This is a genomic window from Chitinophaga fulva, from assembly GCF_012927205.1.
GTDB classification, from domain to species: Bacteria; Bacteroidota; Bacteroidia; order Chitinophagales; family Chitinophagaceae; genus Chitinophaga; species Chitinophaga fulva.
Map to the genome: position 1 here is coordinate 570157 of NZ_JABBGC010000001.1, position 15955 is coordinate 586111.

Sequence of the window (15955 nt, forward strand, 5' to 3'; positions counted from 1 at the left end):
TTTTATCTGTAGTAAAAAATTACATGCATAAGCCGCCGCAGGCGCTGATCGTTTGACCAGTAACATAGCTGCTCATATCAGAAGCCAGGAAGAGGCATACATTGGCAATATCATCCGGTGTGCCGAAACGGGCCAGCGGAATTTGCTGAATGTAGCTGGTGGCCTGTTCACCTTCTTTCAGGTAGCTGGTCATATCTGTTTCGACAAAACCCGGAGCCACCGCGTTGCAACGGATGTTACGGCTGCCCAGTTCCTGTGCAATGGATTTGGTGAATCCGATGATACCGGCTTTGGAAGCGGCGTAGCTGCTTTGACCGGCGTTACCCATGATGCCAATTACAGAGCTCATGTTGATGATGCTGCCGGATTTGGCTTTCATCATCGGACGGATCACCTGTTTGGTCATGTTGTACACGCTTTTCAGGTTGATATTCATCACATCGTCCCACTGGTCCGGGCTCATACGCAACAGGAGGTTATCTTTGGAGATACCGGCGTTGTTCACGCAGATATCAATTTTTCCGAATTCTTTCAGCACTTCTGTTACCAACACTTCTGTCTCTTCGTAAACACCGGCGTTTGATTTATACGCTTTCGCCTGTACTCCCAGCGCCCGGAGTTTCTCTTCCAGAATTTTCGCTTTTTCGTCAGAACTTACATAAGTAAAAGCCACGTTGGCTCCCTGTTCTGCAAATTTCAAAGCTATCGCTTCTCCAATACCACGGCTGGCGCCAGTTACAATCGCTACTTTGTTCTCCAGTAATTTCATGTTATAGTTGATAGGTTTTAAGTGTTCATGGTTGCCGCAAACTTCAGAATTTCTTCGAGGTAGTTACGGTCGTTGTTCAGGCGGGGCACTTTATGCTGACCACCCAGTTTGCCTTTGCTCTTCAGGAATTCGCAGAAAGTGCCTTTTGGCAGTACATGTACTACCGGCGGGCGCAGGGCGATGTCCTTATGCCTTTTGGCTTCGTAGTCTGAGTTAATGGATTTCAGGGTATTGTCCAGTACAGACACAAAGGTGTTCACATCTGTGGGCGCCACTTCAAACTCAATGAGCCATTCGTGTCCGCCATTGCCCTGGTCGCTGAAATATACAGGTGCTGCGGTATAATCATTCACAACGGCGCCAGTAGCTTCGCTGGCTTTAGCGATAGCCATATCGGCATTTTCCACGATCACTTCTTCACCGAAAGCATTGATGAAAGATTTGGTACGTCCACTCACCTTGATGCGGTAAGGCAGCAGGGAAGTAAACTGTATGGTGTCTCCTACCAGATAACGCCATAATCCGCCATTGGTACTAATAACAAGGGCGTAATTTTTTCCGGTTTCCACTTCCTGCAGTTGCAGGGTACGTGGATTTTCTTTGCCCAGTTCCTCCATTGGCATAAACTCATAGAAGATGCCATGGTTAAGGAACAGCAGCAGTCCTTCTTCACCGATCACGTCCTGGGCAGCAAAGAAGCCTTCCGAAGCGTTATAGGTTTCCTGATAGTGCATCAGCGGATTGCGGATCAGTTTCGCAAACTGATCGCGGTAAGGGGTAAAGCTTACGCCGCCATGCATATACAGTTCAAGGTTAGGCCATACGTCTGCCAGGTTATCTTTGCCGGTGAGCTCAAATATTCTTTTAATCAGTACGATGGTCCAGGTAGGTACGCCGGCAATGGAGGTCACGTTTTCGTGAATCACTGCATTGGCCATGCGTTCTATTTTTTCTTCCCATTCGTCCATCAGGGCGATTTCCAGGTCGGGCGTGCGGATCATGTTACCATAAAAAGGCATGTTCTGCAACATCACCGCGCTGAGGTCACCGCAGTAGGAGTCGCTGTCTTCCGACAGTTTATTGACCTGGTGGCTACCGCCGATGATCAGCGATTTTCCGGTAAATACGTCGGAGTCAGGAAAATTATTGTAATAAAGGGAAATAACATCGCGGCCGGAACGGTAATGACATTCGTCCAGGCTTTCAACTGTTACGGGGATAAACTTGCTTTTATCAGCGGTAGTGCCGCTGGATTTAGCGAACCATTTGATAGGTGTATTCCACAGTACGTTCTGTTGGCCTTCCATGGTGCGCTGGATATAGGGTTTGATGGTATCGTACGTGTGTACCGGTACCCTTTCTTTATATTCCTCTATCTTATAAATCTTTGAAAAGCCGTGTTGTTTGCCGAACTCCGTGTATTGAGCGGCACTAATAAGGTTTTGGAATACCTGCTGTTGTACTTGCACGGGATATTGCATAAAATAGGCGATGCGCCCCATGCGCAAACGTGCGAGTTGTGATATGGCAGGACTTAAAATCTTCATATATAGGATGCTGTAGCGTGTTTTTATTGTTTAGCTGCTTCGTCCAGGTAATTCTTCCTCCGAAGAACGAAATTCTGGCCAAGATACACTTTTCTCACCTGTTCATCTTCAGCCAGTTCTTCTGCCGACCCAGATTTCAGGATTTTCCCTTCAAACAATAAATAAGCCCTGTCAGTAATGGATAATGTTTCCTGTACGTTGTGGTCTGTAATCAGGATACCGATATTCTTGTATTTCAGTTTAGCTACAATAGACTGGATATCTTCCACGGCTATAGGGTCGATACCGGCAAAAGGTTCATCCAGCAGGATGAATTTGGGGTCTACCGCCAGTGCACGGGCGATTTCAGTACGGCGGCGTTCTCCCCCGCTCAGTACATCTCCCGGGCTTTTGCGGACGTGCGTCAGGCGGAATTCGCTCAGGAGCGATTCCAGCTTTTCTTTCTGCTCGGCCTTTTTCAGGTCGGTCATCTCCAACACAGCAGCGATATTGTCTTCCACACTGAGTTTGCGGAACACAGACGCTTCTTGCGGCAGATAGCCAATACCCATTTTAGCCCTTTTGTACATGGGCAGTTTGGTGATATTCACCTCATCGAGGTAAACATTACCTTCATCCGGCTTAATAAGCCCTACTACCATGTAAAAGGAGGTGGTTTTACCCGCTCCGTTAGGGCCCAGCAGCCCTACAATCTCCCCTTGGGACACCTCCACAGACACGTGGTTTACCACCGTCCGGGCGCCATAGCGCTTTACCAGCTGGTCCGTATGTATTCTTAATGCCATATGATCAAACTTAGCAAAATTAATCAATTCATTCACTTGGCCTAGTCATAGTTGACCCAAGATGAAAAATCATACCAGATTGATGAGGGGATATGTTATTTTTGCCCCCGTAAATTTTCAGTCGGAATAAGGTTTACCCAAACAGCCATTATTCCACAAATTCCATAACACATGAAAGTAACAGAACATATTGCCCAGGCGAAGGATACACTGATATCTTTCGAAATCCTTCCCCCGCTGAAAGGAAAGAGCATTGAATCTATCTACGACCACCTGGACCCGTTGATGGATTTCAAGCCAGCCTATATCAATGTAACCTACCATCGCAGTGAGCATATGTTCAAAAAGAAGGCCGATGGCGCGTTCGAAAAGGTGGAAATCCGCAAACGTCCCGGTACGGTAGGTATCTGCGCCGCCATTATGAACCACTATACGGTGGATGCAGTCCCTCACCTGATCTGTGGCGGCTTTAGCCGGGAAGAAACGGAGAACGCACTGATTGACCTTGCGTTTCTGGGTATTGATAACGTATTGGTACTCAGAGGAGATGCTCCCAAAAACGAAACGTTTTTTGAACCAGACCCTCACGGCCACAGCTATGCCAGCGAACTGCTGGACCAGGTGGTGCATATGAACAACGGCGTGTACCTGGAAGATGACCTGCAGGGTGGTGTAAAGACCAATTTCTGCATCGGGGTGGCCGGCTATCCGGAAAAACACTTCGAAGCACCCAATATGCAGACCGACATGAGCTACCTCAAACGGAAAGTGGAAATGGGAGCGGATTACATCGTTACCCAGATGTTCTTCGACAACCAGAAATTCTTCGATTTTGTGGCCAAGTGCCGCGAAATGGGTATCACGGTACCGATTATCCCGGGCCTGAAGCCACTGACCTCCAAAAAGCAGATGAACATCCTTCCCAGGATTTTCCATGTAGACCTTCCCACGGAGCTGTCCAGCGAAATTATGCGCTGCAAAACCGATAAGGAAGTGGAACAGGTAGGCACCGAATGGCTGATCCAGCAATCCAAAGAACTAAAAGCCTTTGGCGTACCGGTCCTCCATTATTATACCCTCGGTAAACCACAGGTGGTGCGCAAAGCTGTGGAAGCCATCGTATAACATTAACCGCTTTTGTATAAAAAAAGAAAAGGGAATGACGAAAGTCTTTCCCTTTTTTGCTTTTCTTTCATATTATAATGCCATTACGTAGAGACGTAGTGGCATATCCCTATAACTGTCACACATTTAAATTAACTGTCCAATGATCATCGCAACCCCTGAGGGAAGCAACTTTCTGTAAAAAAGACGCACGTCAACAGATACACCCCTACGCCTTCGACAAAAAAAAAGAGACCGCCTGTTATGGCGGCCTCTCTGTCCTATTAATGATTAACTGATAAGTATGTACGAAATTATATGATGGGGCACGATAGCCACGCAGCAAGCCACATTCAACCGTCATCAGGCATAACTATCTACCTCCGCGGCCAGCTTGCTTATACACCCGTTGACCCGAACATTGTCCATCGATCAACAAATATAAAACAAAACAATATATAAATATTCTTAATATTGAAAACTACCAGTCTTCCCTGTTAAACAGCACACCAAGGTTAACACCAAAATACCTGTTTTTAAGACTGCCGCCGGAACGGTCGATGTCTACCAGCCCATAGCTGTATTTAACACCCAGCGTGAGGTAACAATTAAATTCAATAGTGGCCGTAGCATTTAAACCAGCATCCCAGCGGTGAAGATTATAGTCGGTAGTGAGTACGTTAGGGTTTTTACTGAAGTCCACCTGCTGACTGCTGGACTGTAGCAGCTTTCCTTCTTTGTAGATAGCCAGCGTATAGTCGCCCCGGGTAGCGTAAGCAGCGTAACCACCGCCGCCCACCGCCAGTTTTCCAATACCGATGGGTATCTTATACACCAGGTTCACCGGAAGTTCCAGGTACTGTAGCCGGATTTTTGTGGCTCCCGGCAGCGCCACATTAACGCCTTCTTGCCCGTTAAATGGCCGGTTAGCCCCTTTAACAATATAGCTCAGTCCTGGTTGCAGGGCGCCATTAGGAAATACAGGAATATTGAGGTAAAAACCAGCCTGCCAGCTGTGCAGGGGCTTGGAACCCGGCTGCGTAACTTCGAAGCTGCCGGAGGAAGCATCCATCTTGGCATTTACGTAACCGCCCTGCAAGCCTAAGCTCACTTGGGCATTAACAATTGTGGCACAGGCCATACAGGCCAACACGCACAGGAATTTTAAACACTTCATTGTAGAACTGTACTACGGGATTAATGATATTTGCTCAATCAATTATCGTTATGAAATAGCTTAGGTTTTTCAAACTCACTCGATGGTTACTAACGGCGAAACTAAACAAAAGGTTTCGATTTATATAATAAAGGCTGCCTGGAACTTACCAGGCAGCCTATTAATTAATTGTGATGTGGTGTTCAGCGATTAACGGCCGCTGAATTTATACCCTACAGATACACCAAAAGAGGTGTTTTTGAATTTACGGTCATTGCTGGTATTATCAAATGCATTCACCATACCCAGGTCAGCATTCAAACCAAAATAAAGACCGGCTGGTATTTCATAACCAATCTGGATGTTACCACCCGCATCAAAACGTTTCAGTTTAAGATCGCCGGCTTCATCGTCAAAAGCTTTTCTTTCTCCTACAACCGGTATGTCCTTGTATTTACCACCAACGCCATACGCAATGTACGGGCCAACGGCCAGTACCAGGTTACCGCTACCTACTTCAGGTTTGAACATGAAGTTGATCGGAAGCTGCAGGTAACCCAGAGACACTTTCATATCAGTGTTTTTGAATTTACCGCCTTTGCCGGAATACAATAAACCTGTTCCTACGTAGAAGTCATCCCCTAAAGGAATATCAACGGTTACACCAGCTCTGAGTCCTGTCAGGAGCTTGCTGGTTTCCTTGGAGGTAGTACCAAAAGCGGATGCTTTGGTGGTTACACTGGAAAACTGAGGGCCTGCTACGATGCCCCACTTTGTCTGACCGAATGTAACGCCTGCGATTAATAAGGCGATCGCAGCTAAGAGTACCTTTTTCATTTTTATGTGTATTTGGATGAGGGTAAAAAGTGACGCCAACAGGCTGGTGACATCACTTTTTGTCTTTTGATTGCTAATTGATTATGAATCAGCCTGTACTTTTTGCTTGCTAGCTGTAATTACAACACGAGTTGAAAATTGTTCGGGGAAAATTCCTATCTGCCGCCAAAGAGATAACCGACGGAAACACTGAATACACGGTTCTTGTCTTTGTTATCTGTACTGTTATCCTGCCCGGAGTAAACTTTGGCGAAACCGATACCGTACTGGGCACTGATCAGGAAATTGCTGACTTCGGCGCCCACCTGAATGTTACCGCCCCAGTCAAACCGTTTCCATTTATCACGGCCACGGTTGGGGTCATTAGTAAATGGGGTATCATCATCCCATTTGATGCTGGAAGAACCACTGGTAGTACCTGCAATGGTAGTTACCTCATATTTGTTCTTGCCTGCTACCCCAAATGCAAAATACGGGCCTATACCGGCAAACAGGCTGGCGTGCTCACCCACCGGCAGTTTGGCAACAAAGTTTAAGGGCACTTCTATGTAAGATGGATTCTGGGTGTAGTTAGCGTAAGGACTGGTAATCGTAACGTTGTTCTTGTCACCTATTTCGGATTTTGTTCCCTTAGTGGTGTAAAACACTCCTGGCTGAAAAGACAAAATGCGGGGCACCAGCGGCAAATCCGCTATGACACCGACATTGAAGCCGGACAGACTTTTTGCATCTTTCGTACTACCGTCATTGCTGGTAGTGATGTTAGAAAGGTTCCATCCACCTTTAACGCCTACACGGGCTTGCGACATCGCGGCCAATGATAAGGTCATCGCTGCAAAGGACAGGAAAATCGTCTTCTTGGTCATAACCTAAAATTTTGATCCGGGCACCAAAATTCAAAAGGTATGCCAAAAGAATGTTAAAATATCACAAGTTATTGATTATCAGAATAAAACGAGGTATATATTCTACGTTCTACACTCAGTTTTCTACAACTTCGCAGCTGTGCTTTTTTGCCCTGAATGCTCCAGGAAATCGTTTAGTTGCTCTACAGCAAGCCGTTTGGCCACAATTTTTTTGTTTTCATCCAACAGGTATACTACCGGGGTACTATATACGTCGTATAGCCGGCGGTAGTTAGTGGAGTTATCCGGATCGAGGGCATGTACCCACCCGGAAAGGTGATGCTCTTTGATAAAAGACAGCCATTCCTCACGGGTACCTTCTGTCTTGATACCAATCATAGCCACGCCCTTATTTTTCCAGCTGGCATTAAAGGCAGAATCCAGCCGGGGAACCTCTGTTTTACAGTGCCCGCAGGTAGGGTCCCAGAATACCAGCACTGTATACTTTGCTTTTGTTTTATAAAGGGAGACCGGTTTGGAGGCTGTATCTTTCAATTCCAGCGGGGCCGCCCGCTGACCGATAAGATTAGGCGCCAGCGTATAGGCACGGTTCACAATTTTATTGAGCTGCTCGTCATTCAACCAGAAAGCTTCTCCCGGCACATAATATTTCTCTACCAGGTGGACAAATACGGCGTCCATGCCCATATAAGGGGAACTTTCATAGTTATAGGTGAGCCACCACAGCACATATTTAAACGTCTCCTTGCTTTTACGCGTGCGGGCGATGAGCGCGTCACAATCCGCAATAATGGAGTCCGGCATGTTCACCACCAGCTGGGAAAAATATTTCTTCAGCTTGGCTTCCAGTATTGGTGTCCTCACCAGCCGGTCCGTTGACAGCTCTACATCGTCCCAATAATGTCCTTTGAAATAGCGATAGGCAAAGGTAGAGTCTTCATTTTCCGGCTTCTGTGGAATTTCCGGTTCTTTCATGGCCTTAAAAATAGCCGCCAGAATTGCTGCCGGGTGTTGGGTAATGAGTTCCTGCCGGTATTCCTGCAATTTTTTCCCCAGTTCCTGCTGCAGCGGGTACACCTTAGCGGAGTCAGCAGCAGTGTGGGCTGTTTTCAGTTGGTCAGTTATATTGCGGGTAAGCGATTCCTGCTGGAGCAGAAACCGGTTGTAGGCCAGGAACAGCTCATTGTCGGGAGAGCCTTTATAGACGGTTTTTCCAATCATGTCGGTCGTATCGATCGTGACACTGAAAAACTGCTGCTTGTCGATCAGTGTTTCCACATATCGCTGTTTGCCGGGCAGTACGATCAGGTAGATGCCGGGATACAGCGGTGTCTTCCCTTTCAGGACCACCTCCCCTGCCGGGTTTACCTCTGCCGAATCGGCCAGGTAGGTCGTCCGCCCCATATAATTGGCCAGAAACAGTTTTCCGCTGGTATAATTCTTCAGCCGGATAGAGAGCTGATAGCCCTGCGCATGCAGGTGCAGCTGGATAGAGAGTGCTGTCAGAAGCAGGAAAAATATCTTACGCATAGGAATTGGTAACAATATGTAAAAATACGAGTAAAAAAGGTAACTGTGACATCCTTTTACGGCCACCGATTCATGATTTCCTTTTACCTTTGCAGCCGTGAGGAAAAAAAACGTAGTAATAGAAAAAGTACCTGTATCCGGCTATGCCGCGGAAGGTAAGGCCCTGGCAAGGCAAGACGGTAAAGTTATCTTTATTGAAGGCGGCGTAATGCCCGGCGATATTGTGGACGTACGACTGTCCAAAAATAAAAAAGACTGGGCGGAAGGCAAAGCCATTCATATACATAGTTACTCCGACAAGCGTATTACACCGTTCTGCCAGCATTTTGGCACCTGCGGCGGCTGCAAATGGCAGATGATGCCCTACAGCCTGCAACTGGAGTACAAACAGCAACAGGTGGCAGACCACCTGCAACGTATCGGTAAGCTGGTGCTTCCTCCCATGAGCCCGATCCTCGGCTCGGCCCATACGGAGCACTACCGTAACAAGCTGGAGTTCACCTTCAGCAACAAAGCCTACCTCACCAATGAGGAGGTACGCGCCCTCAACGGCGAAGAGATCCCCGTCCGTCCGGCGCTGGGCTTCCATGTGCCCAAGCTGTTCGATAAGGTGCTTGATATTAATACCTGCTACCTGATGCAGGAGCCGGTAAATCTTATCCGGAACACCGTCCGGGAGTATGCGATACAACACGAACTGTCTTTTTATGATATCCGCCTGCAGGAAGGGTGGTTGAGAAACCTGGTCGTACGGCTGTGCACCACCGGAGAGATCATGGTCAACCTGGTGATTCATCATGAAGACAAAGAAAACAGGGTAGCCCTGCTGGACCATCTGTTAAAGACAGTACCGGCCATTACCACCTTGTTGTATACCATCAACCCGAAGAAAAATGATTCCATTTTCGACCTGGACCCCAAAGTTTATTTTGGGAAAGGTTATGCGGAAGAAAAGTTGGAGGATTTTGTTTTCAAAATCGGCCCAAAATCTTTCTTCCAGACAAACACCTACCAGGGAGAAGTGTTATATAAAGTTACCCGTGACTTTGCGGGGTTGACCGGTTCAGAAATTGTGTATGACCTGTATTGTGGAACTGGCAGTATTGGTATTTTTGTATCAAGGCAGGCCCGGAAAGTGGTAGGCATCGAGCTGATCAAAGAAGCGATTGACGATGCCCGCGAAAATGCTGCCCGGAACCAGGTCAACAATGCCGAATTTTTTGCCGGCGACGTGGTGGACATCTGTGATGACGCCTTTTTTGCTCATCACGGACAGCCAGATGTGATTATCACGGACCCTCCACGGGCAGGTATGCACGAAAAGCTGGTCAACAAACTGCTGGAAATTGCTGCCCCAAAAATCGTATATGTAAGCTGTAACCCGGCTACACAGGCCAGAGACCTGGCATTGCTGGATGCACTGTACACGGTGGAAAAGGTACAACCCGTAGATATGTTCCCGCACACGCACCACATCGAAAATGTGGTGTTACTGAAGAAAAGAGTAAATAATCAGCAATAAATGAACGAGTACAGGCCCGGAAAATTTCAGTTTTTACCCCTTGTGATCAAGAATCTGATGATCATTAACGGGTTGGTTTGGTTGGTTCAGGTTACCCTCCTCAAGCGGTACGGGTATGATATGAACGACCTTTTTGCCCTTCATTACTGGGGGTCACCGGGATTCCGGCCTCATCAGTTCATTACCCACCTGTTCATGCACTCTACCAGTGATCCCTGGCATTTGCTGATGAACATGTTTACCCTCTGGATGTTTGGTTCCACGCTGGAAAACCGGTGGGGCTCCAAACGGTTCCTTATTTTCTATATCATCTGCGGTATTGGCGCATCCTTGTGTTACATGGGCGTGCTCACCTATGAAAACATGACATTGGCCAAATATGCCAATGCATTCCTGAACGATCCTTCCTTCAACAATTTCGTGGCGCTGGACCGCAAGTTCCATCTGGACAATGCCAATGTGAGCATGCAGGATATGAAGGAAGCCATTGCACAAGGCAATCAGTTTGCCATTGACATGGCTAAGATCTATGTGAAACAATACATGCTCAACTATAGCAACAGTATCGTGGTAGGTGCTTCCGGCGCAGTATACGGTATCCTGTTTGCCTTTGGTTACCTGTTTCCCAATGCTACCATCTTCCTGTATTTCTTCCCAGTAAAAGCCAAATACTTTGTGGCTTTTATGATCCTTACGGAGGTCTGGGCCGGTATACAAAACGCACCGGACGATAATGTGGCACACTTCGCCCACCTGGGCGGCGCACTTTTTGCGTACCTTTTGCTCAGGGGCTGGAATAAAAGGCACCGATCGGATTTTTATTGACGCAAGACCTTATTAAGCCGTAATTTTGTATTGTAAATATTTGTACCATGCATGCGTTGGAAAAAGAGAAAATGCCTCGTCTCTCCCTGGGGGAAGAACGGAATATGGTCACCCAATTAGTGGTTGTTAATCTTACCATTTTTATATTCCTCCTTTTTGCCAAGGTGATTTATACCATGGAAATAGGAAAGGAAGGAGATGCCCTTTTCTATAAAAATATTTTGAACTGGCTGCGACTGCCTGCTGACCCGGCCAAACTGCTGGTGCGTCCGTGGACATTGCTCACCTCTCTCTTCACTCATATAGAAGTCCTCCAGATATTCACCAATATGGTATGGCTGTGGTGTTTCGGCACCTTCCTGCAGCATATTGCCGGTTATCAGCGGATACTTCCCATGTACCTGTTTGGTGGCCTTATGGGCAACATCTTTTACATTCTTGGCGTTCAGGCCATTCCCGGCCTGCATATCCTGTTGCCAGATGCAGCCGTGATGGGTTCTTCTCCGGGCATTATGGCAATGGCTGCCGGCGCTACGCTGATTTCCCCGCGCTACCGCATCTTCCCGTTACTGGGCGGCGGCGTTCCCCTTTGGATCATTACAATTGTATACGTAGGCCTGTCTATTGGCACCAGCGTGTCCAGCCCGGGCGGCATCGCCTATCTGGTGCAACTGTCCGGTGGCGCTTTAGCAGGACTGATGTTCATGTACAGCTGGAGAAAAGGGCATGATTGGGGCGCAGGTTTCAACCACCTGCTGTTTAAACTGACGCACGTTTTCCATCCGGCTTCACAACAGATAGACCCGAACCATCCCAAAAGCGCTGCTAAAATCATAGCCAGACTGGAAAGCCAGCCATTTCGCAAGATTGGCCACGTGCCGGAACAACGGCTCAATGAGATTCTTGATAAGATCAATGAAATGGGGTTCGACTCTTTATCTCCGGAAGAGCGGGAAACCTTGTTGCGCGCAGGTGACAACTAAGCATTTAGAGATTTTGAAATTTTGTTATTTAGATGTTTAAGAATTGTTGACAAACAATTTGCTGATTAATGTAATAACTTACCAGCCTTAGACATCTAAATAACAAAGTCCCTAAATCCCTGAATGTTTCATGAAGTTTGTTTGCTCGCTGTTGATTATAGCAGTACTGACCAGTGCCTATCTGCCCATGCTCAACCCCGGAAGCTTTTGGATCTCCGGATTTGCAGCCCTGACTTTCCCCATCTTTTTTCTGATTTGCCTGTTAACATGGCCGTTCTGGCTATGGCGCAAGCATAAAACGCATTTCATTTACATCAGTATTGCGATGCTGCTTTGCATCCGGCCCGCTTTAAACACGTGGGCGCTCCATTTGTCTCCGAAGGAAAATCTCACCAAAGAAGCCGGCAGCAAGGACTTTACACTCATGACCTACAACAGCAGCAGTATGGGCCTGCAGGCGTATAAAGTCAACCAGGAGCTCCGTTCCGCCATTTTTCAGCAGGTAGCCGCCGCATCACCGGATATTCTTTGCCTGCAGGAATTTTACACCAATGATAAGCCGGAGATGTCGCATAATATCGATACCCTGAAGCTGATCGGGCAATACCCTTATCACTATTTCACCCATGATCAGTTATCCTGGAACACCTGGCATTTTGGTATCGCCCTTTTCTCGCGTTATCCTGTTGCTGCTGCCATGACCATTCTCTGCGACAGCCTGGCCCAGGGCAGCGGGCGCAGTTTCCTGCAGGCCGACGTAGTGATTCATGGGGACACCGTGAGGATCTTCAGCGTACAATTTACTTCGTATATGCTTTCCCGTGACGAACTGCGGGGCAGGCAAATATTCAGTCTTGGCAGTAAAATGAAGGCCACCTTCCGGCGCCGGGCTTCGCAGGTAAAGCAGCTGGCCTCATTGGTAGCAGCCAGTCCCTACCCGGTAATAGTAACCGGCGATTTTAATGATACCCCTGCCTCCTACAGCTATCGCCACGCTGCGGCCGGATTACAGGACGCTTTTCTGGCAACGGGCCTCGGATGGGGCAGAACGCTCTCCTATTTGTCTCCCACCCTGCGGATCGATTATATTCTGCCTGACAAGCATTTCAGCATCGAAGGATGCAGGGTACTAAAAATGCCGCAGTCAGAGCATTTCCCGGTTATATCCCGTCTGTCGTTGAAAAAGCATTAACTTTATTCATTCAACAAACGTGGAAACGCGGTGCGATTCTTAAGACTATTTACGAAAGGCTTTTTTGTATTCATCAACGTTGGAGTGGTGTTGCTTTTTCTTGCCGCCTGCCTTGCACCGTATATTTCCCCGGCCTGGTTCTGGCCTATTAGTTTCATTACGCTGGCATTCCCGTTTTTATTGGGCTTGCTGGTGCTGTTTATGGCAGGGTGGCTGTTTTTCAACTACCGTTATGCCTTTTTATCGCTCATTGCGCTGTTTCTTGGCTGGAAGTCTATCAGCGCCTTCCTGGCGTTTAACCTGCCTTCCGGCAATAAGGCGGCGCCGGCAGACCAAAGCCTGACCGTGATGAGCTACAATGTGAGCCAGTTTGGCCTGTACCGTGAAAAAGACAGTAAATATAACCGGCAGGCCATGTTTGCCCTGATCAAAAAGCAGGAGCCGGACATAGCGTGCTTTCAGGATTTTTACACCTCTGAGCGGAAGAATGATTTTAATAACCGGGAGGATATTTCACGGGACATGAAAATGCCGTACCGTTTCTTTTCGAGTGATTTTAACCGGAACGGGATGCAACACTGGGGTTCCATCATCTTTTCAAAATATCCTATTATTGCATCAGACAAGGTGAAAATGAGCATGGGGCCTCTGAGTGAAAGCCTGATTTATGCTGATATTGTAAAGGACGACGATACCATCCGCATTGTGAATATGCACCTGGAATCGTATCGTTTCAATGAAAAGGACTATACTGATATCCGCAAAATCAAAAACCAGGAAGATACCGGCCTGGTGGCCACCAAAAACATCATTCAGAAAATGCGCGAGGCGTATATACGCCGCAGTCAGCAAGCCGATATTGTAGGTAATTTTATCCGGCAGAGCCCTTATCCGGTGATTGTATGCGGAGATTTTAACGATACCCCGGCATCATATACCTATTTCACGATCAAAGGCGACCTCCAGGACGCTTTCCTGAACAAGGGCTGGGGCGTAGGCCGCACGTTCAATGGGTTAGCTCCCACCCTGCGTATTGACTATGTGTTTGCCAGTACCGGTTTTAAGGTCAACAGCTTCCGGAGGATCATGTCCGACCTGTCTGACCACTATCCGGTCATCGCCAACCTCAGTCTCATGGGCAGCGGTGTGCAGGAAATAGAAGTAAACAAATAATATAATTATGAAAATGTTTAATATTTTGAGATCTGACCGATGTTGTTCCCGGACTTTTAACATACATCTGGAACAATATTTATCTTTGCCCTCCACCACCGGAAAAAAGGCCTGTTGCCTGTAACAGGTCCCCCGGAAATTCTTAATTACAGCATATGTCAGAACTCAAAATATACAATTCAATACATCGTCAGAAAGAAGTATTCACCTCTCTGCATCCCGGCCACGCGGGCATGTACGTGTGCGGGCCCACCGTATCCGGAGAATCACATCTCGGCCATGCCCGTCCGTATATCACCTTCGATGTGGTATACCGTTACCTGCAGTTCCTGGGTTATAAAGTACGTTATGTACGTAATATCACCGACGCCGGCCACTTTGAAGAAGAAGGCCGCGCGGCAGAAGACAAAGTCTCCAAATCCGCCGTACTGGAGAAACTGGAGCCGATGGAACTGGTACAGAAATACACCAATCTGTTCCACTGGGCCATGCTGCAGTTCGGCAACCTGGAACCCAGCATAGAGCCTACCGCTACCGGTCACATCATAGAACAGATAGAAATGATCAAAAAGATCATGGAAAAGGGCTATGCCTATGAAGTAGATGGCAGTGTGTATTTTGACGTAAAAAAATACGCCGCCGGCTATGACTATGGTATTCTCAGTGGCCGTGTGCTGGAAGATATGCTCGAAACCACCCGCGAACTGGAAGGCCAGGATGAAAAACGCAATAAAGCGGATTTCGCCCTGTGGAAGAAAGCCCCTGCGGAACATATTATGCGCTGGCCAAGCCCCTGGGGCGAAGGTTTCCCCGGATGGCACATTGAGTGCTCCGCTATGAGCGCCAAATACCTGGGCCATCAGTTCGATATCCACGGCGGTGGTATGGACCTCCAGTTCCCGCACCACGAGTGCGAAATAGCACAAAGTGAGATCGCCCATGGCGAGATGATGGCGCGCTACTGGATGCACAACAATATGATCACGATCAACGGCCGTAAAATGGGCAAAGCTTATGGCAACACCATCAAGCTCACGGAAATGTTTACCGGCGAGAATCCTCAGCTGGACAAAGCCTACAGCCCGATGACCATCCGTTTCTTCGTATTGCAGACACATTACCGCAGTACGCTCGACTTCTCCAACGAAGCATTGCAGGCCGCGGAAAAAGGACTGCAACGCCTGTGGGCAGCCTATGAAACGCTGCAGAAGCTGAGCTATACTTCCGATGGAGCCGCCCTCAACGAAGAACTGGACAAACAGGTACGCACCTGGTGCCAGGAATGCCCCGAATTCATGAATGATGATTTCAGCACCGCCAAGGTGCTGGCCAACCTGTTTGAGCTGACACCTGTTGTCAACTCTCTGAAAGGCGGCCAGATCAAAATGCATGAAATCAGCGAGGACACCTTTAACCTGTTGCAACAAACCTGGAAGACTTACCTCGTGGACATCCTCGGCATACAGCAACCACCCGCCAGCAGCGACGATCAGTTGCTCGATGGCGTATTGCAGATGCTGATCTCCATGCGCAAGGAGGCCAAAGGCCGTAAGGACTACGCCACCTCCGACCGTATCCGCAATGAGCTGCTGGGCATCGGCATACAGCTCAAAGATGAAAAAGATGGTAACGTCACTTATAGCGTTCAATAAGCAAATACCTACAG

At 47.8% G+C, this 15955-nt stretch carries 14 protein-coding genes; 7 read left to right on the forward strand and 7 right to left on the reverse strand.

Annotated elements, in window-relative coordinates:
- Positions 1 to 19: 19 nt before the first annotated feature.
- The 3 genes from fabG to lptB are packed head-to-tail and all read right to left on the reverse strand — an operon-like array spanning position 20 to position 3101.
- Complete coding sequence (fabG, locus tag HHL17_RS02480) at positions 20 to 769, reverse strand: 3-oxoacyl-[acyl-carrier-protein] reductase (RefSeq protein WP_169223210.1); 750 nt, start codon at positions 767 to 769, stop codon at positions 20 to 22.
- 17 nt (positions 770 to 786) lie between these two features.
- Positions 787 to 2316 carry a GH3 auxin-responsive promoter family protein gene (locus tag HHL17_RS02485; protein WP_169223211.1) on the reverse strand — a complete coding sequence of 510 codons (1530 nt, stop codon included), beginning with the start codon at positions 2314 to 2316 and terminating at the stop codon, positions 787 to 789.
- A gap of 23 nt (positions 2317 to 2339) precedes the next feature.
- A complete protein-coding gene (gene lptB, locus HHL17_RS02490) occupies positions 2340 to 3101 on the reverse strand; it encodes an LPS export ABC transporter ATP-binding protein (protein ID WP_169223212.1) in 762 nt (253 codons plus the stop codon).
- 171 nt (positions 3102 to 3272) lie between these two features.
- On the opposite strand from lptB, the gene metF reads away from it, so the two are divergent.
- Positions 3273 to 4226, forward strand: a complete 954-nt coding sequence (gene metF, locus HHL17_RS02495; protein ID WP_169223213.1) for a methylenetetrahydrofolate reductase [NAD(P)H] — start codon at positions 3273 to 3275, stop codon at positions 4224 to 4226.
- 460 nt (positions 4227 to 4686) lie between these two features.
- On the opposite strand, the gene HHL17_RS02500 is transcribed toward metF, so the two are convergent.
- The 4 genes from HHL17_RS02500 to HHL17_RS02515 all read right to left on the reverse strand — a co-directional run bounded on the left by HHL17_RS02500 (position 4687) and on the right by HHL17_RS02515 (position 8594).
- Positions 4687 to 5382 (reverse strand): porin family protein, encoded by a 696-nt coding sequence (locus HHL17_RS02500; protein ID WP_169223214.1) that lies wholly within the window; start codon positions 5380 to 5382, stop codon positions 4687 to 4689.
- A 189-nt stretch (positions 5383 to 5571) separates the two neighbouring features.
- Entirely contained in the window at positions 5572 to 6198 is a 627-nt protein-coding gene (locus tag HHL17_RS02505) for a porin family protein (RefSeq protein ID WP_169223215.1), read from the reverse strand.
- 155 nt (positions 6199 to 6353) lie between these two features.
- Complete coding sequence (locus HHL17_RS02510) at positions 6354 to 7064, reverse strand: porin family protein (protein ID WP_169223216.1); 711 nt, start codon at positions 7062 to 7064, stop codon at positions 6354 to 6356.
- Positions 7065 to 7187: 123 nt separating this feature from the next.
- Positions 7188 to 8594: a TlpA family protein disulfide reductase gene (locus HHL17_RS02515; RefSeq protein WP_169223217.1), complete on the reverse strand. Its 1407-nt coding sequence runs from the start codon at positions 8592 to 8594 to the stop codon at positions 7188 to 7190.
- Positions 8595 to 8691: 97 nt separating this feature from the next.
- Between HHL17_RS02515 and rlmD the strand changes: the two genes are divergently transcribed.
- From rlmD to cysS, 6 genes are all read left to right on the forward strand, one after another.
- Entirely contained in the window at positions 8692 to 10116 is a 1425-nt protein-coding gene (rlmD, locus tag HHL17_RS02520; protein ID WP_169223218.1) for a 23S rRNA (uracil(1939)-C(5))-methyltransferase RlmD, read from the forward strand.
- Positions 10117 to 10236: 120 nt separating this feature from the next.
- Positions 10237 to 10941 (forward strand): rhomboid family intramembrane serine protease, encoded by a 705-nt coding sequence (locus HHL17_RS02525; protein ID WP_169223219.1) that lies wholly within the window; start codon positions 10237 to 10239, stop codon positions 10939 to 10941.
- A gap of 47 nt (positions 10942 to 10988) precedes the next feature.
- Positions 10989 to 11924: a rhomboid family intramembrane serine protease gene (locus tag HHL17_RS02530; protein ID WP_169223220.1), complete on the forward strand. Its 936-nt coding sequence runs from the start codon at positions 10989 to 10991 to the stop codon at positions 11922 to 11924.
- Positions 11925 to 12054: 130 nt separating this feature from the next.
- The gene (locus HHL17_RS02535; protein ID WP_169223221.1) at positions 12055 to 13116 is read left to right on the forward strand and encodes an endonuclease/exonuclease/phosphatase family protein; all 1062 of its coding nucleotides are present in this window, start codon (positions 12055 to 12057) and stop codon (positions 13114 to 13116) included.
- A 30-nt stretch (positions 13117 to 13146) separates the two neighbouring features.
- Positions 13147 to 14289: an endonuclease/exonuclease/phosphatase family protein gene (locus HHL17_RS02540; protein WP_169223222.1), complete on the forward strand. Its 1143-nt coding sequence runs from the start codon at positions 13147 to 13149 to the stop codon at positions 14287 to 14289.
- 155 nt (positions 14290 to 14444) lie between these two features.
- Positions 14445 to 15941, forward strand: a complete 1497-nt coding sequence (gene cysS, locus HHL17_RS02545) for a cysteine--tRNA ligase (protein ID WP_169223223.1) — start codon at positions 14445 to 14447, stop codon at positions 15939 to 15941.
- Positions 15942 to 15955 lie beyond the last annotated feature (14 nt).

Excerpts from the sequence above, each read along its gene's own strand:
- fabG (WP_169223210.1), bottom strand. The coding sequence starts at position 769 with ATGAAATTACTGGAGAACAAAGTAGCGATTGTAACTGGCGCCAGCCGT.
- HHL17_RS02485 (WP_169223211.1), bottom strand. The coding sequence starts at position 2,316 with ATGAAGATTTTAAGTCCTGCCATATCACAACTCGCACGTTTGCGCATG.
- lptB (WP_169223212.1), bottom strand. The coding sequence starts at position 3,101 with ATGGCATTAAGAATACATACGGACCAGCTGGTAAAGCGCTATGGCGCC.
- metF (WP_169223213.1), top strand. The coding sequence starts at position 3,273 with ATGAAAGTAACAGAACATATTGCCCAGGCGAAGGATACACTGATATCT.
- HHL17_RS02500 (WP_169223214.1), bottom strand. The coding sequence starts at position 5,382 with ATGAAGTGTTTAAAATTCCTGTGCGTGTTGGCCTGTATGGCCTGTGCC.
- HHL17_RS02505 (WP_169223215.1), bottom strand. The coding sequence starts at position 6,198 with ATGAAAAAGGTACTCTTAGCTGCGATCGCCTTATTAATCGCAGGCGTT.
- HHL17_RS02510 (WP_169223216.1), bottom strand. The coding sequence starts at position 7,064 with ATGACCAAGAAGACGATTTTCCTGTCCTTTGCAGCGATGACCTTATCA.
- HHL17_RS02515 (WP_169223217.1), bottom strand. The coding sequence starts at position 8,594 with ATGCGTAAGATATTTTTCCTGCTTCTGACAGCACTCTCTATCCAGCTG.
- HHL17_RS02525 (WP_169223219.1), top strand. The coding sequence starts at position 10,237 with ATGAACGACCTTTTTGCCCTTCATTACTGGGGGTCACCGGGATTCCGG.
- HHL17_RS02530 (WP_169223220.1), top strand. The coding sequence starts at position 10,989 with ATGCATGCGTTGGAAAAAGAGAAAATGCCTCGTCTCTCCCTGGGGGAA.
- HHL17_RS02535 (WP_169223221.1), top strand. The coding sequence starts at position 12,055 with ATGAAGTTTGTTTGCTCGCTGTTGATTATAGCAGTACTGACCAGTGCC.
- cysS (WP_169223223.1), top strand. The coding sequence starts at position 14,445 with ATGTCAGAACTCAAAATATACAATTCAATACATCGTCAGAAAGAAGTA.